This is a genomic window from Actinokineospora bangkokensis, from assembly GCF_001940455.1.
Taxonomy (GTDB): Bacteria; Actinomycetota; Actinomycetes; order Mycobacteriales; family Pseudonocardiaceae; genus Actinokineospora; species Actinokineospora bangkokensis.
This window is the reverse complement of the sequence record NZ_MKQR01000028.1, coordinates 643622-669498: the sequence shown is the minus strand read 5'-3', so window position 1 is coordinate 669498 and position 25877 is coordinate 643622. Positions and strand designations below refer to the sequence as shown.

Annotated in this window: 29 protein-coding genes; 10 read left to right on the top strand and 19 right to left on the bottom strand. The window is 74.2% G+C overall.

What is annotated here, in order from left to right; genetic code table 11:
* The first annotated feature begins 136 nt into the window (after positions 1-136).
* A complete protein-coding gene (locus tag BJP25_RS30115) occupies positions 137-772 on the top strand; it encodes a TetR/AcrR family transcriptional regulator (protein ID WP_075978361.1) in 636 nt (211 codons plus the stop codon).
* Between the two features lie 69 nt (positions 773-841).
* Here the strand turns inward: BJP25_RS30115 and BJP25_RS30110 are convergent, their stop codons facing one another.
* The 3 genes from BJP25_RS30110 to BJP25_RS30100 all read right to left on the bottom strand — a co-directional run bounded on the left by BJP25_RS30110 (position 842) and on the right by BJP25_RS30100 (position 3824).
* Positions 842-1852 (bottom strand): alpha/beta fold hydrolase, encoded by a 1011-nt coding sequence (locus BJP25_RS30110; protein WP_158075730.1) that lies wholly within the window; start codon positions 1850-1852, stop codon positions 842-844.
* Positions 1853-1941: 89 nt separating this feature from the next.
* Positions 1942-2919, bottom strand: coding sequence for an alpha/beta fold hydrolase (locus BJP25_RS30105; protein WP_233158336.1), 978 nt, complete (start codon positions 2917-2919; stop codon positions 1942-1944).
* Positions 2916-3824: an AurF N-oxygenase family protein gene (locus BJP25_RS30100; protein WP_075978359.1), complete on the bottom strand. Its 909-nt coding sequence runs from the start codon at positions 3822-3824 to the stop codon at positions 2916-2918. Before BJP25_RS30100 ends, BJP25_RS30105 begins: the two co-directional genes overlap by 4 nt.
* A gap of 89 nt (positions 3825-3913) precedes the next feature.
* Here BJP25_RS30100 and BJP25_RS30095 point away from each other — a divergent pair, with 89 nt between their 5' ends.
* Positions 3914-4720: a TetR/AcrR family transcriptional regulator gene (locus tag BJP25_RS30095; protein WP_075978358.1), complete on the top strand. Its 807-nt coding sequence runs from the start codon at positions 3914-3916 to the stop codon at positions 4718-4720.
* Entirely contained in the window at positions 4717-5040 is a 324-nt protein-coding gene (locus BJP25_RS30090; protein ID WP_075978357.1) for a DUF4873 domain-containing protein, read from the top strand. The genes BJP25_RS30095 and BJP25_RS30090 overlap by 4 nt, the downstream gene beginning before the upstream one ends.
* Before the next feature lie 105 nt (positions 5041-5145).
* Here the strand turns inward: BJP25_RS30090 and BJP25_RS30085 are convergent, their stop codons facing one another.
* Complete coding sequence (locus tag BJP25_RS30085; protein WP_075978356.1) at positions 5146-5370, bottom strand: DUF3107 domain-containing protein; 225 nt, start codon at positions 5368-5370, stop codon at positions 5146-5148.
* 145 nt (positions 5371-5515) lie between these two features.
* Positions 5516-6211: a ferritin-like fold-containing protein gene (locus BJP25_RS30080; RefSeq protein ID WP_075978355.1), complete on the bottom strand. Its 696-nt coding sequence runs from the start codon at positions 6209-6211 to the stop codon at positions 5516-5518.
* A gap of 131 nt (positions 6212-6342) precedes the next feature.
* Here BJP25_RS30080 and BJP25_RS30075 point away from each other — a divergent pair, with 131 nt between their 5' ends.
* From BJP25_RS30075 to BJP25_RS30065, 3 genes are all read left to right on the top strand, one after another.
* A complete protein-coding gene (locus BJP25_RS30075; RefSeq protein WP_084794713.1) occupies positions 6343-8178 on the top strand; it encodes a DEAD/DEAH box helicase in 1836 nt (611 codons plus the stop codon).
* Between the two features lie 81 nt (positions 8179-8259).
* Positions 8260-9588, top strand: a complete 1329-nt coding sequence (locus BJP25_RS30070; protein ID WP_075978354.1) for an Rv3212 family protein — start codon at positions 8260-8262, stop codon at positions 9586-9588.
* Positions 9589-9744: 156 nt separating this feature from the next.
* On the top strand, positions 9745-10611 hold the full coding sequence (locus BJP25_RS30065; RefSeq protein ID WP_075978353.1) for an alpha/beta fold hydrolase: 867 nt from the start codon (positions 9745-9747) through the stop codon (positions 10609-10611).
* 128 nt (positions 10612-10739) lie between these two features.
* Here BJP25_RS30065 and BJP25_RS30060 read toward each other — a convergent pair whose 3' ends face one another.
* Positions 10740-11384: a TetR/AcrR family transcriptional regulator gene (locus BJP25_RS30060; protein ID WP_143219377.1), complete on the bottom strand. Its 645-nt coding sequence runs from the start codon at positions 11382-11384 to the stop codon at positions 10740-10742.
* A 176-nt stretch (positions 11385-11560) separates the two neighbouring features.
* A complete protein-coding gene (locus BJP25_RS30055; protein ID WP_075978352.1) occupies positions 11561-11908 on the bottom strand; it encodes an ArsC/Spx/MgsR family protein in 348 nt (115 codons plus the stop codon).
* Between the two features lie 79 nt (positions 11909-11987).
* Here BJP25_RS30055 and BJP25_RS30050 point away from each other — a divergent pair, with 79 nt between their 5' ends.
* Together BJP25_RS30050 and BJP25_RS30045 are read left to right on the top strand one after the other, a co-directional pair.
* Positions 11988-12797, top strand: coding sequence for a RecB family exonuclease (locus tag BJP25_RS30050; protein ID WP_143219396.1), 810 nt, complete (start codon positions 11988-11990; stop codon positions 12795-12797).
* Positions 12794-13162 carry a hypothetical protein gene (locus BJP25_RS30045; RefSeq protein ID WP_084794709.1) on the top strand — a complete coding sequence of 123 codons (369 nt, stop codon included), beginning with the start codon at positions 12794-12796 and terminating at the stop codon, positions 13160-13162. The genes BJP25_RS30050 and BJP25_RS30045 overlap by 4 nt, the downstream gene beginning before the upstream one ends.
* Before the next feature lie 6 nt (positions 13163-13168).
* Here the strand turns inward: BJP25_RS30045 and BJP25_RS30040 are convergent, their stop codons facing one another.
* From BJP25_RS30040 to BJP25_RS35140, 4 genes are all read right to left on the bottom strand, one after another.
* A complete protein-coding gene (locus BJP25_RS30040) occupies positions 13169-13786 on the bottom strand; it encodes a MarC family protein (RefSeq protein ID WP_075978351.1) in 618 nt (205 codons plus the stop codon).
* Entirely contained in the window at positions 13783-14643 is an 861-nt protein-coding gene (locus BJP25_RS30035) for a PHP domain-containing protein (protein WP_075978350.1), read from the bottom strand. The genes BJP25_RS30040 and BJP25_RS30035 overlap by 4 nt, the downstream gene beginning before the upstream one ends.
* 104 nt (positions 14644-14747) lie before the next feature.
* Positions 14748-15317, bottom strand: a complete 570-nt coding sequence (locus BJP25_RS30030) for a PH domain-containing protein (protein ID WP_075978349.1) — start codon at positions 15315-15317, stop codon at positions 14748-14750.
* 18 nt (positions 15318-15335) lie between these two features.
* On the bottom strand, positions 15336-15500 hold the full coding sequence (locus BJP25_RS35140) for a hypothetical protein (RefSeq protein ID WP_198943630.1): 165 nt from the start codon (positions 15498-15500) through the stop codon (positions 15336-15338).
* A gap of 149 nt (positions 15501-15649) precedes the next feature.
* Here BJP25_RS35140 and BJP25_RS30025 point away from each other — a divergent pair, with 149 nt between their 5' ends.
* Entirely contained in the window at positions 15650-16087 is a 438-nt protein-coding gene (locus BJP25_RS30025; RefSeq protein WP_075978348.1) for an NUDIX hydrolase, read from the top strand.
* Here the strand turns inward: BJP25_RS30025 and BJP25_RS30020 are convergent, their stop codons facing one another.
* Both BJP25_RS30020 and BJP25_RS30015 read right to left on the bottom strand, forming a co-directional pair.
* Positions 16088-17203: a DUF2332 domain-containing protein gene (locus BJP25_RS30020; protein ID WP_075978347.1), complete on the bottom strand. Its 1116-nt coding sequence runs from the start codon at positions 17201-17203 to the stop codon at positions 16088-16090.
* A 21-nt stretch (positions 17204-17224) separates the two neighbouring features.
* Complete coding sequence (locus tag BJP25_RS30015; RefSeq protein WP_075978346.1) at positions 17225-17728, bottom strand: MaoC family dehydratase; 504 nt, start codon at positions 17726-17728, stop codon at positions 17225-17227.
* 429 nt (positions 17729-18157) lie between these two features.
* Between BJP25_RS30015 and BJP25_RS30010 the strand changes: the two genes are divergently transcribed.
* The gene (locus BJP25_RS30010; RefSeq protein ID WP_075978345.1) at positions 18158-19243 is read left to right on the top strand and encodes a magnesium and cobalt transport protein CorA; all 1086 of its coding nucleotides are present in this window, start codon (positions 18158-18160) and stop codon (positions 19241-19243) included.
* A gap of 335 nt (positions 19244-19578) precedes the next feature.
* Here the strand turns inward: BJP25_RS30010 and BJP25_RS30005 are convergent, their stop codons facing one another.
* From BJP25_RS30005 to BJP25_RS29980, 6 genes are all read right to left on the bottom strand, one after another.
* Positions 19579-20430, bottom strand: coding sequence for an ESX secretion-associated protein EspG (locus tag BJP25_RS30005; protein WP_075978344.1), 852 nt, complete (start codon positions 20428-20430; stop codon positions 19579-19581).
* 1 nt (position 20431) lies between these two features.
* Entirely contained in the window at positions 20432-20797 is a 366-nt protein-coding gene (locus BJP25_RS30000) for a hypothetical protein (RefSeq protein ID WP_075978343.1), read from the bottom strand.
* Positions 20798-20809: 12 nt separating this feature from the next.
* Positions 20810-22528: a hypothetical protein gene (locus BJP25_RS29995; RefSeq protein ID WP_075978342.1), complete on the bottom strand. Its 1719-nt coding sequence runs from the start codon at positions 22526-22528 to the stop codon at positions 20810-20812.
* Between the two features lie 163 nt (positions 22529-22691).
* A complete protein-coding gene (locus BJP25_RS29990; protein ID WP_075978341.1) occupies positions 22692-23540 on the bottom strand; it encodes an ESX secretion-associated protein EspG in 849 nt (282 codons plus the stop codon).
* Complete coding sequence (locus tag BJP25_RS34445) at positions 23540-24406, bottom strand: hypothetical protein (protein ID WP_075978340.1); 867 nt, start codon at positions 24404-24406, stop codon at positions 23540-23542. The genes BJP25_RS29990 and BJP25_RS34445 overlap by 1 nt, the downstream gene beginning before the upstream one ends.
* Positions 24407-24461: 55 nt before the next feature.
* The gene (locus BJP25_RS29980) at positions 24462-25715 is read right to left on the bottom strand and encodes a WXG100 family type VII secretion target (RefSeq protein ID WP_075978339.1); all 1254 of its coding nucleotides are present in this window, start codon (positions 25713-25715) and stop codon (positions 24462-24464) included.
* Positions 25716-25877: the final 162 nt, after the last annotated feature.

The following is a 25877-nucleotide window of genomic DNA, read 5'->3' as shown; positions in this document are numbered from 1 at the left end:
CCGCGCACGGCACACTCCCCGGGGGAACTTTTCCGGTCCCCGCTCCCCGGATTGTGTTACTGACGAGTAAGCTCGTGCCACCCGTTCGGGTCGGCAGCCCGCCCGGAGGACTGCACGTGAGCGAGGGTGGAGGCGCATGTCAGAGACGGTCCAGCAGAACGGAGCGGGGCGAGGGGCCCGGCTCCCCCGCACGGCGCGGCGCGCCCAGCTGCTCGCCGCCGCCCAGGACGTCTTCGCGGCCAACGGCTACCACGCAGCGGGCATGGACGAGATCGCCGAGCGCGCCGGGGTCAGCAAGCCGGTCCTCTACCAGCACTTCCCCGGCAAGCTCGAGCTGTACATGGCGCTGCTCGACAAGCACGTCGACGAGCTGACCCGCCGGGTCACCGAGGCCATGGACTCCACCTCGGACAACAAGGTCCGGGTGCGCAACGCCGTCAGCGCCTACTTCGACTTCGTCGACAACGAGAGCCAGGCCTTCCGCCTGGTCTTCGAGTCCGACCTGCGCGGCGAGCCCCTGGTCGAGGACGCGGTGGACCGCGCCACCTCCTCCGCCGTCGACGCCATCACGACCACCATCACCGCCGACGCGGGCCTCGACGAGCCCCGGGCGCGCCTGCTCGCCGTGGGGCTGGTGGGCGTGAGCCAGGTCGCGGCGATGGCGTGGCTCTCCGACAACCGCAAGCTCCCCAAGGAGGAGGCGGTCAACCTCATCTCCAGCCTCGCCTGGCGCGGCATCGGCGGCGGCTTCCCGCTGCACAGCCCGGAGTGAGCACCGCGCCCTGACAACCGAGCGACGCCCCCCGGACCAGGGTCCGGGGGGCGTTGTCGTCGCCGGGTCTCAGACCGTGTGCTGCGGGGCCCGGGTGGCCGAGCGGACCAGGCGCAGGACGCGGTTGGCCAGTTCGGGGGCGCGCTCGTAGGGGAGCATGTGGCCCGCGCCGGGGTAGCGGACGAACTCGGTGTCGGGCAGGGCCCTGGCGATGACGTGCGCGTGCTCCAGCGGGGTGACCCGGTCGGCCTCGCCGACGAGCACCTGGGTGCGCACCGCCTGGTAGGCGTCGAGCGCGGGGACGCGGGAGTGGTGGCGCAGGATGTCGCGCTGGAGGCCGCCGATGGTGCCCCGGTGCGAGCGGCCGAGCTGGTCGGCCACGGCGCGCACGTCGACCATGCGGAACACCGAGCCGAAGACGAGCCAGCGCAGGAACGCCAGGTTGGCGACCTCCTGGACCTTGCCGACCCGCGGCGCGGCGCGGTCGACCAGCACCGGCTCCCCGGCGATCTCCGGCGCGGCGACCTCGGGGGTAGCGGTGTCGGGGGTGGCGGCGTCGTGGTCGACCCGGGTGTTCATGCCCTCGACCACCGCGGCGGCCGAGGCGTGCGCGCGGGGCTTGCCGCGGCGCTTCATCACCGCGCGCACCAGCGGGCGGGGCAGGCCGAAGGTGAGCTGGTCCATCTCCGCGGCCGAGGTGGAGACGAACACCGCCCCCGCCAGCGAGGCCACCACGTCGGGGTGGGTCTCGGCCAGCGACATCATCGTCATGCCGCCCATGGAGTGCCCGACGAGCACGACCTCGCCGGTGGGCACGCGCTCGGCCAGCAGCTCGGCGAGGTCGGTGGACAGCCGGGGCAGGGTGGCCGAGCCGCGCGGGGCCGGGCCGGAGCGCCCGTGGCCGCGGTGGTCGTAGCGCAGGACCCTGGCGTGCGGGGTGAGCAGCGGGACGACCTCGTCCCAGACGCGCAGGTCGCTGGTCCAGCCGTGCGCCAGGACGACGGTGAGCGGGGCACCGGCCGGGCCGCTGTCGGCCACGTGCAGCGCCACCCCGTCGGACGTGCGGAAGATGTCAGCCACGCCCACGAGGTTACTACGAGGTAGCCAGCAAACCTACCGGCGAGTAGTCCCGGTCCACCCCGCCCCACGAGGGGTGGACCGGGTCCCGCTCAGGCCGTGGCGCGCGCCGGGGTGTCGACCGCGGCGGCCAGCAGCCGCGACAGCCGCGACGCCACCTCGTCCACCCGCTCGTAGTTGAGCATGTGGCCCGCGTCCGGGTAGACGGCGAACTCCGCGTCGGGCAGGGCGTCGGCGATCACCCTGCCGTCGCGCACCGGGCAGAGCCGGTCGCGGCCGCCGGACATCACCACCGCGCGCACGCCGCGGTAGGTGCCCAGCGCCCGCAGGCGCTCGTGCAGGTTCAGGTCGTTGCGGAAGGCGACCATGTTCGCCGGGTTGCACCGGCCCACCGCCGCCGCGGTCTCCGCGATGTGGCCGGGCACCGGCTTGCGGCCGAAGACCAGCCACCGCACCCCGGGCCGGGCGATCGCGGCCCAGCGGCCCAGCAGCCGGGGCTTGCGCACCCTGGCCAGGCCCAGGTTGACGACCTTCTCCCCGAACAGCACCGGCGCGGCCACCCAGCGCGGCAGGCCCAGGCGCAGCTTGGACAGCCCGCCGGAGGTGGTCGCGACGAACCCCACGCCCAGCACCCGCTGCTCGACCACCCGCGGGTGCTGGTCGGCGAAGGCCATCAGCGTCATCCCGCCCATGGAGTGCCCGGCGAGCACCAGCGGGCCGCTCGGGGCGAACCGCTCGATCACCTCGGCCAGGTCGTCGGCCAGCCGGGAGATCTTGGCGGTGCCGGGGGGCGCGGCGGCGGACTCGCCGTGGCCGCGGAAGTCGAACCGGACCACGCGCTGCCCGGGCAGCCGCTCGACGGCGTCGTCCCAGGAGTGGTGGTCCATCGTCCAGCCGTGCAGCAGGACCAGCGTCGCGGGCGCGGACTCGGGCCCGTCGACCACGACGTGCAGCCGGACGCCGTCGGAGGTGGTGATCGACTCGATCGCGCTCGGCGGGGTCGCGGAGGGCTCGGCGGTGGACCCGGTGGCGGTGGACTTGGCGGTGGACTTGGCGGTGGACTTGGTCACTTGACCAGCCCCGCGGCCCGCCACAGCGGCATCGCCGGGCCGCCGACCAGGCCCGCCTCGTCGAGGAAGCCCATGATCCGCTCCCCCCAGAACAGCAGCGTCGCCCGGAAGTGCGGGTTCGCCTTGGCCGCCCGCCGCGCCTGCCGGGGGTTGAGGCCGACGGCGGCGTACACCCGCGGGTTGATCAGGCACAGCATGACGAAGTAGGACACCACCGCGGTGAGCACCCGGTGGTACTGCCGGGCGACCCGCCCCGCCTTGGCCATGCCCTGCACCACCTCCTGCCGGGCGAAGGTGACGTGCCGGGCCTCCTCCAGCACGTGGATGCGGTTGACCATGCGGATCAGCGGCTGGAGCGCCTCGTCGGACATGTTCTCCCGCTGCATCCGGTCCAGCACCTCCTCCGCGACCAGGATCGCGGCGTAGGCCGAGACGCCGGGGGCCAGCGCGGGCAGCAGCTTGGCCAGCTGCTTCACCCAGGGCCGCGGCCCGTAGGCGGGCACGCCGAAGCGCCTGCACGCCTTGCCGAACATGGTCGAGTGGCGGCACTCGTCGGCGATCTCGGCCAGCATGTAGTGCACGTGGTCGCTGGTCGGGTCGTTCTTGTAGACCTGCTTGAGCAGCAGCTGCATCAGCAGCACCTCGAAGAAGATGCCGTTGCTGGCGATGCTGGCGATCTCGTGCTTGCCCAGCTCCAGGCGCTGCTCAGGGGTCATCCGGTCCCACAGCTCGGTGCCGTAGAGCGACACCCGGTGCTCGGGGTGGTAGGCCAGCCCGTCGACGACGGGGGCCGCCCAGTCGATGTCGACGTCCGGGTCGTAGAACTTGTCCGCCGAGGACTTGAGCAGCCGGGCCGCTGTGCGGTCCCGGTCCGCTACCTTGGCAACCTGCGTCGCGCGGCTCATCGGTGAGTCACCCCTCCAGGCTCGTCCGCGCCGTCGGACCCGTTCCGTCCAGACGTGCGTAACTTCCGGTAACAGTTACCTCTGGTAGCATGATTCGCATGACGGATCGTGTCAAGCGCCACAGGTCGTCGACCTCGGGCCGGTCCGGGCGGGACCGGTCCGACCCGGCCGAACCGAGTTCGGGCGACGCCCGGCGGGACCGGTGGAAGTCGCACCGGGCGGCGCGGCGCGAGGAGTTCGTCGAGGCCGCCCTGCGCGCGCTCAACGAGCACGGTCCTGACCTGGGCATGGAGCACGTGGCCGCGGAGGCCGGGGTGACCAAGCCGGTGCTCTACCGGCACTTCACCGACAAGGCCGACCTGTTCGTGGCGCTGGGCCACCGGGGCACGGAGATCCTGTTCGAGCGGCTGATCCCGGCGATGAACCGGGAGGAGGCGCCGCTGCCGCGCATCCGCAAGAGCCTGAGCGCCTTCTTCGAGATCATCGAGGAGTACCCGAACCTCTACCGGCTGCTGGTCCGCAGCACCTTCGGCGACCGGCGCATCGACGCCGACATCGTGGCCGAGGACAAGGAGGTCATCGCCAACGCGCTGTCCGCCCTGCTCGGGGACTACCTGCGCGCCTTCCACCTCGACTCCGGCGGCGCCGAGGTCTGGGGCCACGGCATCGTCGGCATGGTGCAGAACGTCGGTGACTGGTGGCTGGAGCGCCGCACCATGAGCCGCGACGCGGTGGTGGAGTACCTGACCATGACCATCTGGGCCGCCATCGACGGCACCATGCGGATGAACGGCTACGTGCTCGACCCGCACAAGCCCCTCGACGTGAACAAGGTCGTCAAGCTGGGCACCCCCGACCCCTCGGCCATCCCCGCCACCCAGGAGCGTGAGGCGTGAGCGCTGACCACCCCGAGGACGACGGCTACACCGGCCAGGCCGTCCTGCTCGTCAACGACCAGGAGTTCCCCGTCCAGGTGGAACTGCGCGGCCACTTCCAGCCCATCGACGGCCGCTACCGCTGGTACGGGCGCATCGCCACCGACCAGGCCCTCACCGAGGCCGTGCAGGGCCGCAAGACCGCCTGCGTGCTGCGCACCCCCGGCGGCGAGTCCCCCGGCGAGCTGTCCGATCCGGACCCCTGGGGCCGCTACCGCGTCATGGGCAGCAGCCGCCCCCCGTTCGTCGTCCAAACGGCACTGCACGCCCGCGACGTCTGAGCGGCACCCGCCCGGCAGGGCTGGGACCGGCGGGCGCACCCACCCCCGGACGTGGCGAGGGCCACCGCGATCCGCGGTGGCCCTCGTCGACGTCGGCACGGCCGATCAGGGCGCGAAGCCCACCTTGCGGGCGTCGGCGCCACCGATCTCGACGTAGGCGACCTTGGCGGCGGCCACGACGTAGCGGCGGCCCTTGTCGTCGACCAGGGACAGGGTGCCGGACTGGTCCTGGAAGGCGGCGGTGACCAGGGCCTCGACCTCGTCAGGGGTCTGAGTGCTGTTCAGCACGAGCTCCCGCACGGTGTCGGCGACACCGATCTTGACCTCCACGCGGACCTCCGGGCATCAGATGGATCGGACTTGCTGGACGTGGGGGCCGCAACCACCACGCTGTGAGGCTAGTACGCGGCGGCGGGCGGCCGCTCGAAGGGGCGGGCGGTTTCACCACGCGCGAAACCGGGCGCCGGGCGCGGGGTCAGCCCAGGCCCAGGGTGGACATCCGCTTGCCGTGCTGCTGCTGGAGCCTGCGGAACAGCGCGGCGATCCCGGACAGGTCGCCGGTGCCCGCCACGATCAGCTCGGCGAGCCCGTCGCGCTCGGCCACCACGTACTGCGCCTGGGTCAGCGCCTCGCCCAGCAGCCTGCGGCCCCACAGCGCCAGCCGGTCGCGCACGGCCCGGTCGCGCTCGATCGCGGCGGTCACCTCCCGCTCGGCGAAGGCGGAGTGGCCGGTGTCGGCCAGCACGCTGAGCACCAGCTCCTTGGTCGGGTCGTCGAGCCAGGACCCGATCTCCCGGTAGAAGTCGGCCGCCAGCCCGTCGCCCACGTAGGCCTTGACCAGCGACTCCAGCCAGGACCGCGGGGCGGTCGAGGCGTGGAAGGTGTCGAAGTGGCCGATGAACGGCAGCATCGCCGCCTCCACCTCGACCCCGTGCGCGCCCAGGTACTGCCGGATCTCGCCGTAGTGGCCCATCTCGGCGGCGGCCATCTCCGACAGCGCGGCCCGGCCCGAGACCGTGGGGGCGGACCGCGCGTCCTCCGACAGCCGGTCGAAGGCGGACAGCTCGCCGTAGGCCAGGACCCCCAGCAGGTCGACCACGCCGTCCGGCAGCGGACCGCCGGATTCGCCCTCGGACGGCCCCCCGGACACGCGGGCCTCAGCGCTCTCCATGGTTGGCAGCGTATCCGGCGGTGGTCACGGGTAGACTCGCCAGGACGCCCGGCCCCGGAGCGCACTCCGAGGGCGGGCTGGAGACCTCGGGAAACGCAGCGCAGCACGCGCCGCGACCCGGAACACACAGGGTGCGCGCTACCTCGCAGGCCCTCCCGCGCCCCGCACGGCGGTGCGGTCGAGCGGCCGACCAGGGCGGGAGCGCGCTGGTACGAGAGAGGCTGATCACCCTGACGCAGGACACCGACGCGGACCCGACCACGCTGGAGCACAGCGAGGTCGGTGTCCCGGACACCGACACCTCCCACCCGCTCACCGCCACCGCGCGGGTGAGCACGGACGCGCCGACCTTCGCCGAGCTGGGGGTGCGCGAGGAGATCGTGCGCGCCCTGGCCGAGGCGGGCATCGAGCGCACCTTCGCCATCCAGGAGCTGACCCTGCCGCTGGCGCTGGCGGGCGAGGACCTCATCGGGCAGGCCCGCACCGGCACCGGCAAGACGCTGGGCTTCGGCGTGCCGCTGCTCCAGCGGGTCACCGCCCCCGGCGACGGCACCCCCCAGGCGCTGGTCGTGGTGCCCACCCGCGAGCTGTGCCTCCAGGTCACCGCCGACCTGCGGGACGCGAGCAAGCACCTGGGCGCGCGGGTGCTCGCCATCTACGGCGGGCGCCCCTACGAGCCCCAGGTCGCCGCCCTCAGCAAGGGCGTCGACGTGGTCGTGGGCACCCCGGGCAGGCTGCTGGACCTGGCCGAGCAGAAGCACCTGGTGCTGGGCAAGGTCCGGGCGCTGGTGCTCGACGAGGCCGACGAGATGCTCGACCTGGGCTTCCTGCCCGACATCGAGCGCATCCTGCGGATGGTGCCCGACGAGCGGCAGACGATGCTGTTCTCGGCCACCATGCCCGGCCCGATCATCACCCTGGCCCGCACCTTCCTCACCCGGCCGACCCACATCCGCGCCGAGGAGAACGACGCCTCGGCGGTGCACGAGCGCACCGAGCAGTTCGTCTACCGGGCGCACTCGCTGGACAAGGTCGAGGTGGTGGCCCGGTCGCTGCAGGCGGAGGGCCGCGGCCTGACGATGATCTTCACCAGGACGAAGCGGACCGCGCAGAAGGTGGCCGACGAGCTGGTCGAGCGCGGCTTCGCCGCGGGCGCCGTGCACGGCGACCTGGGCCAGGGCGCCCGCGAGCAGGCGCTGCGCGCGTTCCGCTCCGGCAAGGTCGACGTGCTGGTCTGCACCGACGTCGCCGCCCGCGGCATCGACGTGACCGACGTCACGCACGTGATCAACTACCAGTGCCCGGAGGACGAGAAGACCTACGTCCACCGGATCGGCCGCACCGGCCGCGCGGGCAAGACCGGGGTCGCGATCACCCTGGTCGACTGGGACGAGGAGCCGCGCTGGAAGGCCATCAGCGACGCGCTCGGCCTGGACCGCCCCACCCCGGTGGAGACCTACTCCACCTCCGCGCACCTGTTCAGCGACCTGCACATCCCCGAGGGCTCGAACGGCAGGCTGCCGCTGTCGCAGCGCACCAGGGCGGGCTTGGACGCCGAGCCGGAGGAGGACTTCGGCGGCCGCCGCAAGCGCGGCGCCGGTGCGGGCACCGAGCGCACCCGCCGCACCCGCTCGACGGGCGCGGCCCGGCGTGCGGCCGGTGAGCCGGTGCGCCCCGCCGACGACAGTGGCGAGGACGACAGCAGGCCGCGCCGCAGGCGCCGCCGCCGCGGTGGCGTCGACGCCGCCGGGGGCGAGGGTCCCGGCGTCGAGACCGCGGGCGAGCAGGGGGGCGAGCAGGCCCCCGAGGCCCCGCCCGCCGAGCAGGCGGAGCGGGCCGAGAAGTCCGACAAGCCCGCCCGGCCGCGGCGGCGGCGCCGTCGCGGTGGCGGCGGTGGCGCGGGCTCGGAGGCGACCGCGTCCAGCGACGCGGGCAAGTCGGCCCCGTCCGGGGGCGACGCGGAGTAGGCCCCGGCCGCACCGCAGCACCCCGCGCACCCACCCCCGCACACCATGGTCGAACGCAACCCCGTGGTTGAACCCGATCCCGTGATCGGAGGCAACCCCGTGGTCGAGCGCGGCGGTGCCGTCGCCGTCGAGGACGTCCTCGACGGCGACGTGCCCGCCGCCCCCGCCCGGCCCCGCCGCACCCGGTTCAGCCACCCCGCCGAGTACGCGCTCGGCGCGCTGCTGCTGGTGGTGCCGCTGGTGGCCGGGCTGCTGGTGTGGCTGGGCAGCGACTTCCGCGCCACCTCGTCCACCACCGCGCCCCAGGACGCGCTCACCGGGCCGCCCCCCGCCCGGGCGGACGTGCCCGCGGCGCTCACCGAGGCGTGGCGGGCGCCCAGCCCGGCCACCTGGGAGCCCGTCGTCGCGGGCCCCTCGGTGGTCACCGGCGCGGACGGGGCCGTCGAGGGACGGGACCCGCTCACCGGGCAGGTCCGGTGGCGCTACCACCGGGACCTGCCGCTCTGCGCGGTCAGCACGGCGTGGTCGCGCGCGGTGGCCGTCTACCGCACCGAGGGGGGCGGGCTGCCGAGCGTGGACCCGCGCAGCGAGGGCGGGTGCAGCGAGGTGTCCTCGCTGGAGGGCAGCAGCGGCGCGCTCCAGGACACGCGCAACACCGACGCCGAGCCCGGCACCCGCCTGGTGCGCGGCGGCTCGTTCCTCACCGCGACCGGCACCCGCCTGCTCACCAGCTGGCGGTCGGACCTGGTGAAGACGGCCGACTACGGCGCCGTCCCCACCCCGGTGAACCCGGACCGCCAGCCGCGCACGGGCTGCGCGTACCGGTCCACCCTGGCCGCGCCGTCGGTGGTGGCCGTGCTGGAGCGCTGCCCGGACGAGTCCGCCGACCGGTTGACCGTCTACCGGACGGTGCCCAAGGAGTCGGACACCCCCGAGGTGGTGACCAGCCGCATCCTGCCCAGCGCGGGCGCGACCCTGGTCGCGGTCACCGACCAGCGGTTCGCGGTGGCGCTGCCGGCCCCGGACCGCATCGCGGTGTACGACGAGGACGGCATCGAGCAGGCGAGCCACCCCCTGCCGCTGGGCGTGCGCGACCCGGCGCCGGTGCCGTGGACGACCACGGCGACGGGCTCGTTCACCTGGTTCAGCGGGACCCGGACGATCGCGCTCTCCGCCGCCGACCTGCGCCCGCTGTGGGTGGTCGACGGCGCGCGCGGGCCCGCGACCACGATGGCCGGGCGGGCCCTGGTCCCGGTCGAGGAAGGCCTGGCCGTGGTCGACCAGGCGAGCGGGGCCCGGATCACCACGATCCCCGTACCCAGGGACGGCTACTCGGGTGTGGTGATGCCCACGACCGCCGGACCGGTGGTGCTGGAGCAGCGCGGCGAGCAGGTGGTGGCGCTGCGCTGACCAGCGCGTCCGCGCGCCGGCGCCGCGGATCCGGAAGGTTGTCGTCGTCGATGCGATGACGTTCTCGTTCATGTGTTCGATGGTGCACTCGCCGGACACCCGGTGCCAACACTCGATCCGGTGACATCCGGTCCGCCCCCGGGGGAAACTCGACCCATGCACTCCCAGGTCACCCCGCACCACGCCGAACCCGTCGTCCTGGCGGGGCGGTTCGGGCCGGTCAGCGCCCTGCGCGCCGCGGGCCCCGGGCCGATCGCCCTGCTCGTCCCCGGCTACACCGGGTCCAAGGAGGACTTCGCCCCGCTGCTCGACCCGATCGCGGCCGCGGGGTACGAGGTGCTGGCCATCGACCTGCCCGGGCAGCTGGGCTCCGCGGGCCCGGAGGACGAGCGGGGCTACCTGCCCGGCCCGCTCGGCGGCTTCCTGGCCGAGCTGGTCGGCAAGCTCGCCGCCGACGGCCGCCCGGTGCTGCTGACCGGGCACTCCTACGGCGGCGTCGTGGCCAGGCACGCCGTGCTCGCCGGTGCGCCCGTCGCCGGGCTGACGTTGGTGAGCAGCGGCCCGTCCGCGCTGCCGGAGGGCCCCCGCCGGTTCCTGCTCGACGCGGGCGAGCCGCTGCTGCGCGACAAGGGCGTCGCCGAGGTGCAGAAGCTGCTCGACCAGCTCAACTCGGCCACGCCGCGCTGGCGGGCGATGTCGCCGGAGCAGCGGGCGTTCCTGCGCGAGCGCTTCCTGCGCAACCGCGCCGAGGCGCTGCTGGGCATGGGCCGCGGTCTGCGCGACGAACCCGACCTGGTCGACGAGACGGCGCGGGCGCTCGGCGGGGTGCCCTCGCTGGTGGTGTTCGGCGACGCCGACGACGCGTGGCCGCCCGCGACCCAGGAGCTCATGGGGCAGCGGCTGGGCGCGCGCGTCGTGACCATCCCCGGCGCCGCGCACTCCCCCGCGCTGGAGAAGCGCGACGACCTGCTGGACGTGCTGCTGTCGACCTGGCAGGAGTGGTTGGGTCGCCCCCCGGGGTGAGCCAGTGCGCTTGGGCCTGACGGCAGGGCCTTCGTCGTTGTTCCGGGTTGCCTCGCGCGGGACAGGCAGCTTCGGGACGGTGCCGGGCGGGGACGCGGCTATCGCTGGGCGTGGCTTTGAGGACAGCCCTAGCGCGCCGAACCGGCGCTGAGCAGGTAGCGGACCAGGTCGATCACCGGCTGCTCCAGGTCGGGCAGCCGCTCGGGGGTGTCGGCGGCGACCGCGGCGGCCACCAGCGAGCTGAGCCCGGCGGCGAGGAACCGGGCGGCGAAGTCCCGGTCCGGCAGCGCCCGCCACCCCGGGTGGTCGGCGAACCCGGCGTCGAGCCCGAGCGCGAACCGCTCCTGGGCGGCGAACCGCCGCTGCTGGGCGACCGGCCCGGCGGCGTAGCACTCCAGGAAGAACGTCCTGGTCAGCGCCCACTGGTCGGCCAGCGCGGTGAGGTAGGCGGTGAGCCCCCTGGCGAACCGGTCGAACGGCTCGACGGCCACCGACCCCCGGGTCGACTCCGCGATCAGCGCGAGCATCGCGTCCGCGCACCGGTCGAGGGTCGCCAGGAAGCAGTCCTCCTTGTCGGCGAACTGCTGGTAGAAGGTCTCCCGCGACACGTGCACCCGCCGCAGCACGTCCGCGATGGTGGCCTTGGCGTACCCCTTCTCCCCCACCACGTCGGCCATGCCCCGGATCAGCTTGTCGCGCTGCGCGCTGCGCACGTCGTCACGGCTGAGGCGGTGTCGCCCCCTCGGCAGGGCGGGGTACTCGCGCTGGCTCACCGGACGAGGGTAGCGGCGGATTTGCGTACGGGGTTGTACACAGGGGTTAGGGTGGTGGTGCGGGGAGCTGTCCGGGGAGTGGGGGTGTGAAGGTGGTCGGCCGGGGCGCACCGGCCGACCACCTTCGCCCCCCGACCCCCACCGGCCTGCCGTCTGGGGATCACCACCTCCGCGGGTCAGCCGAGGGCGTCGTCGAGGGCTTCCGGGGTGCGGGCGATGTGGGCGCGGCCGTCGTCGGTGAGGACGATGGGGCGTTCGATGAGGACGGGGTTGTCGGCGAGGGTGCGCAGCCAGGTGGCGCGGTCCCTGGGCTGCTCCGCGAGGTTGAGCTCCTTGGCCCGGGGCTCCTTCATCCTGGTGATCTCCCACGGCTGGAGGCCGAGGCGGTCGCAGACGTCGGAGAGCTCCTCGGGGGTGGGCGGGTCGTCGAGGTAGCGGCGTTCGGTGTGGTCGGGGTGGGTCCCGGTCAGCGCGGACTTGGCGGTGCGGGACTTCGAGCAGCGGGGGTTGTGCCAGATCTCCACCCCGCGATTGTGCCCGCGCGGCGGGTTGTCGGTGGGGTTGCGTACCGTGGGGCGGGTGCAAGATCAGTTGGGGTTCGACATGATGCCGCGGAAGCTGATCAAGGTGACGCCGTCGCGGTTGGCCACCTGGCAGGACTGCCCGCGGCGGTTCCGGATGGCCTACGTCGACCGGCCGACGCCGCCGCGGGGCGGGGCGTGGGCGCACAGCACCCTGGGCGCCGTGGTGCACAACGCGCTCAAGGCGCTGTTCGACCTGCCGGTGGAGCGGCGGTCGCCGGAGGCGGCCGCGGCGCTGGTGGGCACGCACTGGAAGGACGAGGGCTTCGCCGACCGGGAGCAGTCCGGGCAGTTCCGCGAGCGGGCGGCCGGGTGGGTGCGCGACTACGTGGCCGACTCCGACGTCACCGCCGACCCGGTGGGGCTGGAGCGGTGGGTCTCGGCGCCGGTCGGCACGATCGTGGCCGAGGGCCGGGTCGACCGCATCGACCAGCGCGGCGACGAGGTCGTCATCATCGACTACAAGACCGGGCGGCACGCGCTGACCACCGACGACGCGCGCGGGTCGCAGGCGCTGGCGCTCTACGCGCTGGCCGCCCGGCGCACGCTGCGCAGGCCGTGCACGAAGGTGGAGCTGCACCACCTGCCCACCGGCACCGTCGCGGCGTGGGAGCACACCGAGGAGTCGCTGGCCAGGCACCTGGCGCGGGCCGAGGAGAGCGCCGACGAGTTCCAGCTGGCGATCGACACGCACAAGGCCGGGGGCGACGCCGACGTGCTGTTCCCGGCCGCACCCGGCCGCCAGTGCGGGTGGTGCGACTTCCGCCGCAGCTGCGCCGAGGGGCAGGCGGCTGGACCGGCGCTGGACCCATGGGCGATGCTTGCCCCGTGACCGGCCCGACCGATCGACCGACCCGCGAGGACGTCACCACGGTGGAGATCCCGCGCGTCCCCGCCGACCCCGCCCCCGTGCAGCCGCCCCCGCCGCCCTCGGGGTTCTGGCGCGAGCTGAGCGGCGCGCTGGCGCTGGGGCTGCTGGTGCTCGCCCTGGTGGTGCTGGGTGTGCAGGTCCTCGACTGGACGCAGGGGATGCCCGGCGCGGGCCTGTTCGCCGTGGTCGCGCACTTCGCCTGCGCGATCGGCGCGCTGCTGCTCCAGCGGCAGGCCGACCGGCGGCGCGGCCCCCAGGCGGGCTTGGCGGTGCTGCTCGTGTGGGTGCTGACCGGCGTGGTGGTCTGGTTCTTCTGGTGGGCCTGAGCCCGCTCAGTGCGCGCCCGCGATGAACCCGCGGACGGAGTCGGCCACCAGCTGCACCGCGATGGCCGCCAGCAGCAGGCCCGCGATCTTGGCCAGCAGCAGGATGCCGCTGTCGCGCACCACCCGGATGATCACCCCGGAGTAGCGCAGGCACAGCCACAGCACCAGGTGCACGACCACGATCGCGGCCGCCAGCGCGGCGTAGGACCAGAAGTGCCCGTCGGCCTGGCGGACGAACACGATCGTGGCGGCGATGGCGCCCGGCCCCGCCAGCAGCGGCGTGCCCAGCGGAACCAGCGCCACGTTGACGTCCTCGACCGCCTCCGGTTCGGTGGTGCCCTTGCCGGTCAGCAGGTCGAGCGCGATGAGCAGCAGGAGCAGCCCGCCCGCGCCCTGCAGCGCCGGGATGCCGATGCCCAGGTAGGACAGGATCGCCTCGCCGCCGATGGCGAACAGCGAGATGACCCCCAGCGACACCAGCACCGCCTGCCGGGCGGCGCGCGTCCTGGTGGCCTTGGACTGGCGGCCGGTGAGGCTGAGGAAGACCGGCACCGTGCCCGGCGGGTCCATGATGACGACCAGGGTGATGACGGCCTCGGTGAAGACCGCGAGCGCGCCGCTCACCCGCGCACCAGCCGCGCGCCGGTGGCCCGGGTGGCGATCTCGTCGAGCACGTCCGGTGCGGTGGTCTCCACCGCGATGGGGGTCGTCTTGTTGGTGCCGTGGTAGTCGCTGGAGCCGGTGGTGAGCAGCCCGTGGCGGTCGGCGAGGGCGCGCAGCCGGGCGCGGGCGTCCTGGTCGTGGTCGGGGTGGTCGACCTCCACCCCGTCCAGCCCCGCCCTGGCCAGTTCCCCGATGACGCCCGGGCTGACCGTCGGGCCGCGCCGGTGGGCGAAGGAGTGCGCCAGGACCGTCACCCCGCCCGCGGCCGCGATCATGGCGATGGCCTCGTGCACCGGGGTCTTGCGGCTGGGCACGTGGTAGCCGCCGCGCCCGCTGAGCACGGAGGCGAACGCCTCGGTCACCGACGAGACCACGCCCGCGCGGACGAGGGCCTGGGCCAGGTGGGGGCGGCCCGCGGGGACGTCGGCGGGCAGGTCCGCCATCAGGGTGTCGGCGTCGACCGGGAAGCCGTCGGCGGCCATCTTGCCCGCGATGGCGTGCAGCCTGCTGCGCCGCTCGGCCCGGGTGCGGGCGTGCTCGGCCACCACCGCCTCGGCCAGCGGGTCGAACAGGTAGGCCAGCAGGTGCACCGTGCAGTGCCCGCCCCGCCCGTCCGGGGACGTGCAGGTGAGCTCGGCGCCGCGCACCAGGGTCAGCCCCGGGGGCAGCGCCCCGGCGGCCTCGTCCCACCCGGCGGTGGTGTCGTGGTCGGTGATGGCGACCGCGTCCAGGCCCGCCCGCGCCGCGGCCGACACCAGCTCGGCCGGGCTGTCGGTGCCGTCGGAGGCGGTGGAGTGGCAGTGGAGGTCGATCCGCACCGATCCAGTCTCGCTGATGCCGCCGCGGCGGCGGACACCAGTGCGGGCAAGACCACGCGCGCCCGCGCTCCCCCGGTGCTGCCGGGGGAGCGCGGGCGGGTCGCTCAGGTGGTGGTGGCCTTCTTCTTGCCGAAGCGGGCCGCGCGCTGGGCCTTGATCATCGAGAACCGCTCCGCCTGGGCCTTCTTGTCACCGAAGACCAGCTCGGAGATGGCGTCGTAGACCTGCTCGGGCCGGGGCAGGAAGTCGATCTGGTTCAGCGCCTGGATCTGACCGGCGGACTCCACCACGATCGTGCCGTAGCCGAGCATGCGCCCGGTCACGGTGCGGCGGAACGTCAGGTCGGTGACCTTGCCGATCGGCATCATGAGCACCTTCGTGGTGAACACGCCGGTGGTCATCATGAACCGCTTGTCGGTCACCACGATCCGCTCGACCCACCACGAGATCACCTGGTAGGTGAACCGCAGCAGCACGGCGAGCGCGACGTACCAGAGGATGTTCTGCACCACCCACATCGACGGCGGCATGATGTAGGAGATCATCACGCACACCGCGAGGAGGGCGACGGCCTCGAACGTCTCCCACGCCAGGTAGGCCCAGTGCCTGCGCACCCGGATGACCCGGCGTTCGGAGTCGAGCAGGTACTCGTCTGGGTCCCTGGGTGCGAACATGGGGTGACTTTACCGCGCTCAGCCGTTGAAAACGGTGCGCACGAACGTGATCACCGCTTCGGCGCCGTCGCGCAGCCACTGGATGATGCCGTTGACGATCCCCGCCGACTGGACCGGCTGCGTCACGAGGAAGAAGATGAGCAACGCTGCTCCAGTCAAGATCAGAACCTTCTTGACGTCCACTGCGACCTACCCCGTTCCGTGTACGCGCGCCGCAAGGCGAGCCCCTGTTGAAAACCGTTGTACCGCACTCGGCGGCGGTTCGGGAGGGTAGTCAAGCGCATGGGGCAACACACCCACCCGCACCGGGCCCATTGCTACGCTGCGTCATCATGACGGCGGCTCACGTTCGGCGGATCAGGTGTGTCGGTGCCCTGGTGCGCGATGTGCACGGCAAGCTACTCCTGGTCCGGCGGGGCCGCGAGCCGGGCCGGGGGCTCTGGTCCGTGCCTGGTGGGAAGGTCGAGCCCGGGGAGTCCGACGCCGAGGCCGTGGTGCGCGAGGTGGCCGAGGAGACGGGCCTGCGCGTGCGGCCGGGGCGGCTGGTGGGGTCGGTCCTGCGGGACGCCCCGAACGGCGTCTTCCACATCCACGACTACGCCTGCGCCGTCACGGGCGGTGATCTCCGCGCCGGGGACGACGCCGCTGACGTGCGGTGGGCCGACCTTGCGATGTTCACCACACTGGATCGGAGCAACGCCCTGATCGAGGACCTGTTCGACACGCTGCGCCAGTGGGGTGAACTGCCCGCCCCCGCGCGTCGCCGCTGATCAGACCAGCCAGGTCATCCGTTCGCCGTGCATGGCCGTGCGCGCCAGGGCCACCGCGTCGGCCGACCCGCCCCGCCAGGACACCAGGCCGAGGACACCGGAGGCCTGCGTGCCCGCGCGGGGGACGAGGTCGTCGCGGTCGGGCAGCACCAGGTGCAGCCCCGCCCGGTACGACTCCTGGCTGACCCACCACAGCGGCCGCTCGGCGGCCAGCGCGGCCAGCCCGGCGACGAACGCCAACCGCTGCTCGGCGGGCAGGTACGACAGCACGTGGCTGGTGAGCACGACCAGCGGCACGTCGGCGGGCACCCGCGCGGCGGCCTCCGCGAGCCCGCCCACGGCGTCGCCGCGGACCAGCTCGGGGGCGCCGGACTTGCGCTGCACGGCCGCAGCGGTGCTGAACAACCGCTGGCGCTCGGGCTGGTCGGCCCAGATGCAGGCCTCCAGCCACGCGGCGGCGTCCTCGTCGCCGAGGTCGACGGGCGCTCGGTCCAGGCCCACCTTGGCGGCCACGGCGAGCTTCTTGGGGATGGCGGGCAGGGTGGCGCCGGGGGCCAGCTCCAGCGCGCAGTGCAGGCCCAGCGCGGCCTTCGGCGGGCCAGCGGCGACCTGGCCGGAGGCCTGGGTCTGGTAGCGGTAGGCGTACTTGTCGAGGTTGAGCAGCAGACCCGCGCTGCACCCGACCTCCAGCAGCCCCACCGGGGCGCCCGCCTGCTTCGCGGCGAGGGCGACGGCCGGGTACAGCAGGGCCGCGCGGCGGACCTCGTTGGTCTGCGTGGTGTGCTCGGCGATGCGCGCGCGGACCTTGTCGGCGCGCTCCAGCACGAACTCCCGCCACAGCGGCCAGGTGCGGGCGTCGACGCCGTTCGCACCACCCATCGACGGGTAGTAGTCCACCAGCTCGTGGAAGGGCTCGGTCTGCACCACGCGGTGCACCGCGGCCAGCAGCAGGGTGGGGAAGCCGAAACCCGCGGGCGCGGCGGTCAGCAGGGACGCGACGTCGTCGTCGTCCGCGGCGCGGGCGGCCAGGTGCTCGTAGAGCGGCGACACGCCCGCCGCCTCCTGCTCGGCGAAGCGCCGCAACCGGGTCCTGATGTCGTCCAGGGATGCGGTCACGGCGCTTCCTCCGTCGTCGTGTCAGGCCTTGGGCTCCGGGCGGCCCGGCTGCTCACCGCCGCGGGTGTCACCGTAGGAGCGCTTGGGCACCATCACCTTGCGGCGGAAGGTGCAAACTACCGTGCCGTCCTGCTTGTACCCGCGGGTCTCGACGTAGACCACGCCGCGGTCGTCCTTGGACTTGGACGGGGTCTTGTCGAGCACCTCGGTCTCACCGTAGATGGTGTCGCCGTGGAAGGTGGGCTTGATGTGCTTGAGCGACTCCACCTCCAGGTTGGCGATGGCCTTGCCCGAGACGTCGGCGACCGACATGCCCAGCAGCAGCGAGTAGATGTAGTTGCCGACGACGACGTTCTTGCCGAAGTCGGTGGTCTCCTCCGCGTAGTGGGAGTCCAGGTGCAGCGGGTGGTGGTTCATCGTGATGAGGCAGAACAGGTGGTCGTCGTACTCGGTCACCGTCTTGCCGGGCCAGTGCTTGTAGACCGCTCCGACCTCGAACTCCTCGTAGTACCGCCCGAACTGCACTGTTCCTCCAACGACGGGTGGCCGGACCGCTAAGTGACCGGCGGGTAACCCGCACTGTGGCGGCGGTGCGCCTGGCGCGCAACTGGTCTGTGAGGGAGTGCATTGACCAGGTGGTCACGCGGTGTTCCACCGGCCCGGCCCCACCGCGCGGGCGGTGTGGAGTACCCTGGGTTCGCGGCAGGACCCACATGCGGTGGTGGCTGCCCCGATCCGAGGAGGTGAGGACGCATGGGCGACCCGGCTGGTCATGAGTGCGCTACCGGTTCCAGTAGTACCCGCGTCCCCTCCGACGGCGCCCACCGCGCCTGATCCACGGCAGGGACGCTCAGCCCGGGGCCCGGCGCGCGCGGCGCGCGGCCCCCGGAGTCCGTAGAGCCGGATCCACACGTCCCCACCGGGGGCGGGTGGCGCTGCCTGGAGGTCCCGAGCATGCCTTCCATCCCCTCCTTCGCCGGACTGCGCGGTCGTGGCGCCAAGGCCCAGCCCGTCGCGCAGGCGCCCATCGCGGTGCCGCTGTCGGCCTACGTCGTCGACTGCGCGGTGTACGTCGACGGCTCGCGGCTGCCCGGACGCTGGACCCACATCGCCGCGGTGAACGAGGTCCGCAAGCGCGGGGAGGGCTTCGTCTGGATCGGCCTGCACGAGCCGGACGAGCGGCAGATCCAGGGCGTCGCGGAGACCTTCGGGCTGCACGAGCTGGCCGTCGAGGACGCCGTGCACGCCCACCAGCGCCCCAAGCTGGAGCGCTACGAGGACAACCTGTTCATGGTCGTCAAGACCGTGCGCTACGTCGAGCACGAGTCGCCCACCTCGGCCAACGAGATCGTCGAGACCGGCGAGATCATGGCCTTCCTCGGCGCCGACTACATCGTGACCGTCCGGCACGGCAAGCACTCCGCCCTGCACCGCCTGCGCGAGGAGCTCGAGCGCGCCCCCGACCGGCTGCGCGGCGGCCCGGCCGCGGTGCTGCACGCCATCGCCGACCAGGTGGTCGACAGCTACCTGGCGGTGGCCGACGCCTTCGAGGTCGACATCGACGAGATCGAGAAGGCGGTGTTCGCCCCGCGCAGCCCGGTCAGCGCCGAGCAGATGTACCTGATGAAGCGGGAGATCCTGGAGCTGCGGCGCGCGGTGGCCCCGCTGGCCAACCCGCTGCGGCGCCTCGCCGAGGGCTGCTCGCCGCTCATCCCCGACCAGGTCCGCTCCTACTTCCGCGACGTCGACGACCACCTCGTCACCGTCTCCGAGCGGGTGACCAGCTTCGACGAGCTGCTCACCACCCTGGTCGACGCCACGCTGGCCAAGATCTCGCTGCAGCAGAACACCGACATGCGCAAGATCACCTCGTGGGCCGCCATCCTGGCCATCCCCACGATGATGGCGGGCATCTACGGCATGAACTTCACCTACATGCCCGAGCTGGAGTGGCGCTTCGGCTACCCGCTGCTCATGGTCGTCATCTTCACGGCCTGCTTCGTGCTCTACCGCATCTTCCGCAAGAACCGATGGCTCTAGCGGGGCCCCGCCCCGCTGCTCCGCCTGTCCCCGTCCCGCCCGCTGAGGGAGGTTGCCCCGACATGACCAGGTTGCTCACGAACCTCAAGTTCTGGCTGATGACCATCATCATCGCGTGGATCTCGGTGGTGACCGTGATCGTCGCGACCATGCCGAACCACTGAACCAACTCCGCCCACCCCCCACCCCCTCGTCCCCGCCCGGCACCGTCCCCGACCGGGCACCACGACCGCGGGCAACGCGCACGGCAGCCCAGCGCGACGAACGGGCGAAAACCGTCCACTGAGGACAGAAGAGCGGTGGGGGGCGGCAGCGCGGCCGCCTCCCCCGCCGCATCACCTGGCGCGCTGGGCCAGCCCGCGCACGGCCGAGCGCAAATCGTCCTGCGCCAACGGGTTCACGCTGATCCAGCTGTCGTCCTCGGTGGCGAGCCGGAACCGCCCCTTGGGCGTGTCCACCCACGCGAGCTCGTCGCCCACCCGCTGCCACTGGTCCTCAGTGGACGGTGAACGCCTGGCCAGGCCGACCTGCCCGCTGCCCTCCACCGGGTGCAGCGCCGTCGTCATCCGGCGCAGCACCTGCTCGTCGATGCCGTGGTCGGCCAGCAGGCGGTCGAGCTCCTGCTGGGTCAGCGGCCGGGGTTCCCGCGGGGATTCCCCGTCGTCGTCGGGCATCCGGTCCACCATCACCTCGAAGATCGCCTGCGCGGACTTCTTCGGGATGCTGAACGGCGCCGTGCGCGGGGCCTCCGCCGTCGGCAGCACCCGGCACAGCCGCGACACCGCGTCGTCGAACGGCGCGGCCAGCATGCGCAGGGCGCCGTGCGGGTCCGCGGCGTCCTGGGTCACCAGCAGCGCGTCGTTGCCCGCGACCAGCATGGCCACGCCCAAGCGCCCCGCACCCCCGCGGTCCACCACCAAGTCGACGACACCGCTGCAGTGGCCGAGGAGGTAGGCGAACTCCTCCGCCACGCCCAGCGGACCCTGCTCGTCGGCGAGGTCGCGCTCGATGAGGGTGGCCGCAGCGTGGTGGAACAGCACGGCGCGCTCCTCGTCGGAGGTCGACGCCGTCGCGACCTCCAGCGGGAACGGCGCCTCCACCTCGGCGAAGGTGCACAGCAGGTGCACCTCCACCGGGTGCAGCGCGACCCCCGCGGGGTTGAGCAGGTCCAGCTCGGGCAGCTCCACCTCAGTTCGTGAAGCGGTGCTCGGAGCTGTCGTCGCTCTGCTGGTAGGCGGCCGCGGACTGCTCGGCGCTGGCGACGAACTCCTGCATCCTGGCCAGGGCCTGCTCCAGCTGGCCCTTGAGCCCGGACTCGCCGCCGAGGCGCTCGGTGAACTTCTCCGCCAGCTCCTGCCCGACCGGGCTGGTGCCCAGCATCGGCAGGTAGGCCGGGGAGCTCAGCTCGGCCACGTCGGCGAAGATCGCGTCGAGGTCGGCGCGGACCTCCGCGACCGCGGCGGCGAACTCACCGACCATCGCCGGGTCGACCTGCCAGCCCTGGGCGCCCCTGGGCGCACCGGGGCCCGCGGCGTTCGGGTCGTCGACGTACACGGGGGTCCTCCCTTACAGGCCGATGACCGGCGGGGCCGACCGGAGGTCGGAGGTGGTGAACGGGTCTTCCTCGATGGGGACGCGGCGGCGGTGCTCGCCGTCCTCCTCCTTCTCCGCGCCCGCGCCGCGGCCGCCGTAGCCCTGGCCGGAGCGGCCGTGCTCCTCGGCGAAGGCGGCGGCGCGACCACCGCGGCCCGCGCGGCGCCGGGCCTCTTCCTCCTCGGGGGTCAGCGCGCCGGGGCGGGGGGCACCGCCGCGGCGGCGGGCCTCCTCCTCAGCCGACAGCGCGCCGGTCCGGGAGCCGGGGCGCTGGCCGTTGCGCCGCGCCTCCTCCTCCGGGGTCAACGCACCGGCCCGGGAGCCCGGGCGCTGACCGTTGCGCCGCGCCTCCTCCTCCGGGGTCAACGCACCGGTGCGGGCACCGGGCCGCTGACCGGTGCGGCGGGTGTCCTCGTCCTCGGGCAGCAGCGTGCCGCCGCGCACCCCGGCGCCGCGGCCGGTCCGCCGCCGCAGCTCCTCCTCGTCGGTGAACAGGCCGCTGCCGCCGCGCAGCCTGCCCGAGCCGCCGCGACCGGCGCCCGAGCCGAGCTTGCCGCCGCGGCCCGCACCCGCGCCGCCGCGGGGGCCGCCCGCGCCGGTGCCGCCGCCGGGCGTGCGGGCACCGCCGCGCGGGCCGGTGGCACCACCGCGGCCGAGACCCGGGGCGCCGCCGCGCCCACCGCCGGGGGTGCGCGGCAGGGCGCCGCCGGGGCCGAGGCCACCGATGCCACCGATCCCGCCGATGCCACCCGGGGTGCCCGAACCGCCGCCGGGGCGGCCGGTGCCGTTGCCCGCGCCGGTGAGGTCCTGCCACCGGCCCGGGGCGTTGTCGGTGATGCTGGGGACGAACGAGGGGCTGGTGCCGAAGCCGGGGCCACCGCCGTAGGAGGGCGGCGGGCTGGTGGCGACCGGGATGTGCCCGGGGGCGCCGGGGACGGTCACGCCGGGGCCGGGGACACCGGTCACCGGGGGTGCGGTCCACGCCGGGTTCGTGCCGGGGTTGATGCCCGTGGTCGGCGCGCCGAAGCGCGGGGTGGTGCCGTCGATGCCCAGCACGGCGGTCTCGAAGCGGCGCATGGTCTGCACGGCCTTGCGCTTCATCTTCTTCTTGTTGCTGCCGAAGCCGAACGCGCTGGCGATGCCGCCGATGGCCGCGCCGAACGCGGCGCCGATCGGGCCGCCGATGGCGAAGCCCGCCGCCGCGCCGCCCCCGGCGTTGGCCAGCCACGGGGTCGAGGGGTTGCCGCCGGGCATGGTGCTCTGCGCCGAGCGCAGCGCGCCGCCCGCGTCCTCGACCGGGGCCGACATCTCCCGGGAGGTCGCGCCGACCTGCGACAACCACGCCGCGTTCTGCACGACGGTGGTGGCGGCCTGCTCGGAGGTGCCGCCGGTCCAGTACTGCATCAGCCGGTGCAGCGAGCGGGACAGGTCCTCGGAGGCGGTGGCGATCTTCTCGCCCTTGCGCGTCCACTGGTCGGCCAGGTACTCCAGCTGCTGGGCGCTGGCGTTGTCGCCGACCATGCGCTGCAGGGACTTGAGCGAGTAGCCGTCCCAGTCGACGCCGCCGGTGACGTAGCGGTCGTCGTCCTGGCGGCGGCGCCTGCGGTCGTCCTCGGCGGACCGGCGCGCGGCCTCGGCCGTCGCGGCGGCCTCGGCGAGCCTGCCGAACAGCTGCTCGACGTTCGCGATCATCCCCGCACCCCTCCTCCGGCGCGGCCCCGGGCGGTGCGGGCCGGGCGCCGGTGCTGATTGGCCGAGTACCGGAAATACTCGTTTCCGACTGTCACGGTAGCCGATCCCACGCCCGCTCCGGGAGCCCTCCGCCCAGGTCGGGGCGTCAACAATCGGTGAACGGTCAGCGGTACCACAGACCACCCGCCAGGGTGCGCAGACCGACCACCAGCTCCTCCCCCGACAGGGGGTTCACGCTCATCCAGTCGGACCCGGGGTCCCCGCCGAGGCGGAACCGGCCGCGGGCGGTGTCCAGCCACCGCAGCTCCTCGCCCGCCCGCTCCCAGCCCCGGCCGCGCGCGCTGCGGTACGCCGTGCCCGCCTGCCCGTTGCCCAACACCGGCTGGAGGTTCGCGGTGAGCCTGCGCGCGGACTGCTCGTCCACGCCGTGCTCGGCCATCAGCCGGTCGACCTCGTGGGGGCTCAGCGGGTCGCCCGCGGCGGCGCGGGCCAGCACGGCCCGGTGGGCGGCGTCGAGCGCGCGCCGGGAGAGGCTGAACGGCGACACCATCGCGGGCGGGTGGTCGGGGACCAGCGCCAGCACGTGCTCGATCACCTCGTGCGCGGGCACGGCCAGCACGTGCACCCGGCCGCCGTCGCCGCGCACGTCCTGGGTCACCAGCAGCGCCTCGGCGCCCAGGGCCAGCACGACCACGCCCAGCGCCCGGCCGCGGCGGGCCACCAGCAGGTCGACCGCGCCCACGTCCGCACCGAGCAGGCGCACCAGGTCGGCGGCCACCCCGCGCGGGCCGCGGCGGTCGGCCAGGCCCCGCTCGGCCAGCCGCGCCCGCGCCCCGGCGAACACCTGCCTGCGCAGCTCGGTCGTCTCCCCGCGCGGCACCACCTTCAGCGGGAAGGGCGGGCTGACCTCGGCGAACGCGCACAGCAGGTCGACCTCGACCGGGTCGAGCCAGGCCCCCGCCTCGTCGACGTCCGCGCCCTGGTCGAACCCGAGGTTCAGCTCGGTGACCATCAGCCCCGGGTCTTCTGCTCTGCCGCGGTGATCGCGTCCTGGGCCAGCTGCTCGGTCTCGCGGTAGTTGTCGCGGACCTTCTCGGCGCTCTCGATGAAGGTGTCCATCCGGCGCATGGCCTCCTCCAGCAGGCCGCGCAGGCCCTCGGCGCCGTTGAGCCGGTCGTCGAACTTCTTCGCCAGCTGCTTGCCCACCGGGCTCGTGCCCAGCTGCGGGGTGTAGTCGTCGCCCTGCATCCTGGCCACCCGCGCCTGCACCGCGGCCAAGCCGAACCGGGCGGCGGTCACCGCGACGCCGAAGCCCTCCAGCCTGCTGGGGTCGATGTCCCAGTACCCCTTGGACTGCGGGGGCGGCTGGTCGGCGGGCGTGCCGGAGGTGCTGCTCGGGGTGCCGGTGTAGGGCATCGTGTGGACGTCGGTGCTGTCCACGGCGCCCTGGTCAGGGCCGTTCGCGGGCTGCTCAGCCGCGGCGTCCCCGGCGGGGTCGTCCTGGCCGTCGGACTCGTCGGCGCCCTGGTCGGTGCTCGCGGGCGGCGGGGTCGTGGCCGCGGGCGGATCCGCGGGGGCCGGAGCCGCGTTGATGGGCGGGGTGGCCGGGGCCGGGGCCGGGGGCGCGTCGACGGGAGGCGCGGTGGCCGCAGGAGGCGCCACCGGGGGTGCCTCGGCGGGCGGCGGGGTGGCGTCGACCGGGGGCGCGACGACGACGGGGCCGGTGGCGGGCACCGTCCCGCCGACCAGCGGCGGGTCCGGCACCGGGAGGGGCGGCGGGGTCGGGTCCGGCACCGGCATCGGCGGCGGGGTCGTCTCGCCGGTGGCCGCGACGGAGGAGGCGTCGGACTGCTCGGCGGTCAGGGCCGTGATCTCCATGCTGCTGCTCTACCTCTGCCTTCTGCTCCCGGGTGCCCGCTGGTCCGAGCGCCGGTCAGGCGCCGATGACCGGCGGGGACGCCTTCTTGTCGGTGAGCAGGAACGAGTCCTCCTCGCCGAAGGGGTAGCGCCTGCGGTGCTCGCCCTGGTCACCCGCCGGGCCGCCGCCCATGGCACCGCCCATCGGCATGCCGCCCATGCCCGCGCCCGCGTGCGGGGCACCCCCGGCGCCCGCGGCCGCGGGCGCGCCGATCGCGCCCCCGCCGCGCACACCACCGAGGGACTCGTTCACGCCGACGCCGGGGGGCGTGCCGACCGGCCCCCGGGAGTACGGGGCGTCGGGGCCGTCGACAGGCGCCGCTCCCCCGCCCCCGAAACCGCCGCCCGCGAAGCCCGCACCACCGCCGGAGTAGCCGCTGCCGTCGTACCCGCCGGTCGTGGCCGTCGGGACGGGGGTGCGGTCGGAGGTGCGGCCCGCGGTCGCGGCGGAGGCGCTGGTGCCGGTGCCGCCGCCGGTCAGGGTCTCCCACCGCTCGGTGGGCGTCTGCGGGGAGGTGGGGACGAGCGTCTCCGGGCCCGCGGGGGTGCGCGGGTGCAGGGTGGTCGAGCGCTGCTCGAACTGGGGGGTGGCGGCGTCGATGCCCATGGCCGCGCCCTCGAACCGGCGCATCGCCTCGACCGCGACCGCCTTGAGGTCGGCGGACTTCTGGTCCGCGGCGAAGGCGCTCTCCGAGCCCGCGGCCACCCCGCTGACGGCCGCGGCCAGCGACCCGCCGGTGCGCTCGGCCAGCGCGGCGCTGTCGGCGGCCTGCGCGGGCGGCACGACCTCCGGCGTCGCGGGCAGCTGCGGCATGGCGTCCTGGGCGGCCTTGAGCGCGCCCGCCGCCTCCTGGATCGGGTCACCGATCCGGTAGGCGGTCTCCCCGAGGTCGGAGACCCACTGGGCGTTGAGGGCGACGTCGCGGCGGGCCTGCTCGGCGGCGGCGCCGGACCAGTACCGCATGAGCTCGTCGAGGGCGCTGGTGAGCACGTCGGAGGCGTCGACGACCTCGTTGCCCGCCGCGCGCCAGTCGTCGGCCAGCCGTTCGAGCTGGGGGACGCTGGCCTTGTCGGACACCATCGCGACCAGCGCCTCCAGCGAGTAGGACTCCCACTCGGTGCCGCCGGTCACGTAGAGGTCGCCGCCGGTGCCCTGGCCGGTCGCGCCCGGCTCGGCCGTGCCCGCGGGGGGCGTCCCCGCGCCGGTGCCCGCCTGGTCGGTCTGCCCCGGCGCACCGCCCCGCGCGCCCCCGGCCTGCCCTGCTGCCATCTCGCGAACTCCCCTCGGCGGCCTTGGCGGACCGCCGTGCCCCGTGGACCCCATGACCCCGCGGACACCGGTTCGGCGCCCCCGAAACGCTCGTTTCCGACGATAAACCTAGCCGCTCGGACGGGGACCGGGGGCAAACCGTTCCCTTCCGCGCACGGATCG

Excerpts from the sequence above, each read along its gene's own strand:
- BJP25_RS30065 (WP_075978353.1), top strand. The coding sequence starts at position 9,745 with ATGCACTCCCAGGTCACCCCGCACCACGCCGAACCCGTCGTCCTGGCG.
- BJP25_RS29980 (WP_075978339.1), bottom strand. The coding sequence starts at position 25,715 with ATGGCAGCAGGGCAGGCCGGGGGCGCGCGGGGCGGTGCGCCGGGGCAG.
- BJP25_RS34445 (WP_075978340.1), bottom strand. The coding sequence starts at position 24,406 with ATGGAGATCACGGCCCTGACCGCCGAGCAGTCCGACGCCTCCTCCGTC.
- BJP25_RS30115 (WP_075978361.1), top strand. The coding sequence starts at position 137 with ATGTCAGAGACGGTCCAGCAGAACGGAGCGGGGCGAGGGGCCCGGCTC.
- BJP25_RS30080 (WP_075978355.1), bottom strand. The coding sequence starts at position 6,211 with ATGGAGAGCGCTGAGGCCCGCGTGTCCGGGGGGCCGTCCGAGGGCGAA.
- BJP25_RS30030 (WP_075978349.1), bottom strand. The coding sequence starts at position 15,317 with ATGTTCGCACCCAGGGACCCAGACGAGTACCTGCTCGACTCCGAACGC.
- BJP25_RS30100 (WP_075978359.1), bottom strand. The coding sequence starts at position 3,824 with ATGAGCCGCGCGACGCAGGTTGCCAAGGTAGCGGACCGGGACCGCACA.
- BJP25_RS30095 (WP_075978358.1), top strand. The coding sequence starts at position 3,914 with ATGATTCGCATGACGGATCGTGTCAAGCGCCACAGGTCGTCGACCTCG.
- BJP25_RS29995 (WP_075978342.1), bottom strand. The coding sequence starts at position 22,528 with ATGATCGCGAACGTCGAGCAGCTGTTCGGCAGGCTCGCCGAGGCCGCC.
- BJP25_RS30010 (WP_075978345.1), top strand. The coding sequence starts at position 18,158 with ATGCCTTCCATCCCCTCCTTCGCCGGACTGCGCGGTCGTGGCGCCAAG.
- BJP25_RS29990 (WP_075978341.1), bottom strand. The coding sequence starts at position 23,540 with ATGGTCACCGAGCTGAACCTCGGGTTCGACCAGGGCGCGGACGTCGAC.
- BJP25_RS30025 (WP_075978348.1), top strand. The coding sequence starts at position 15,650 with ATGACGGCGGCTCACGTTCGGCGGATCAGGTGTGTCGGTGCCCTGGTG.
- BJP25_RS30050 (WP_143219396.1), top strand. The coding sequence starts at position 11,988 with ATGATGCCGCGGAAGCTGATCAAGGTGACGCCGTCGCGGTTGGCCACC.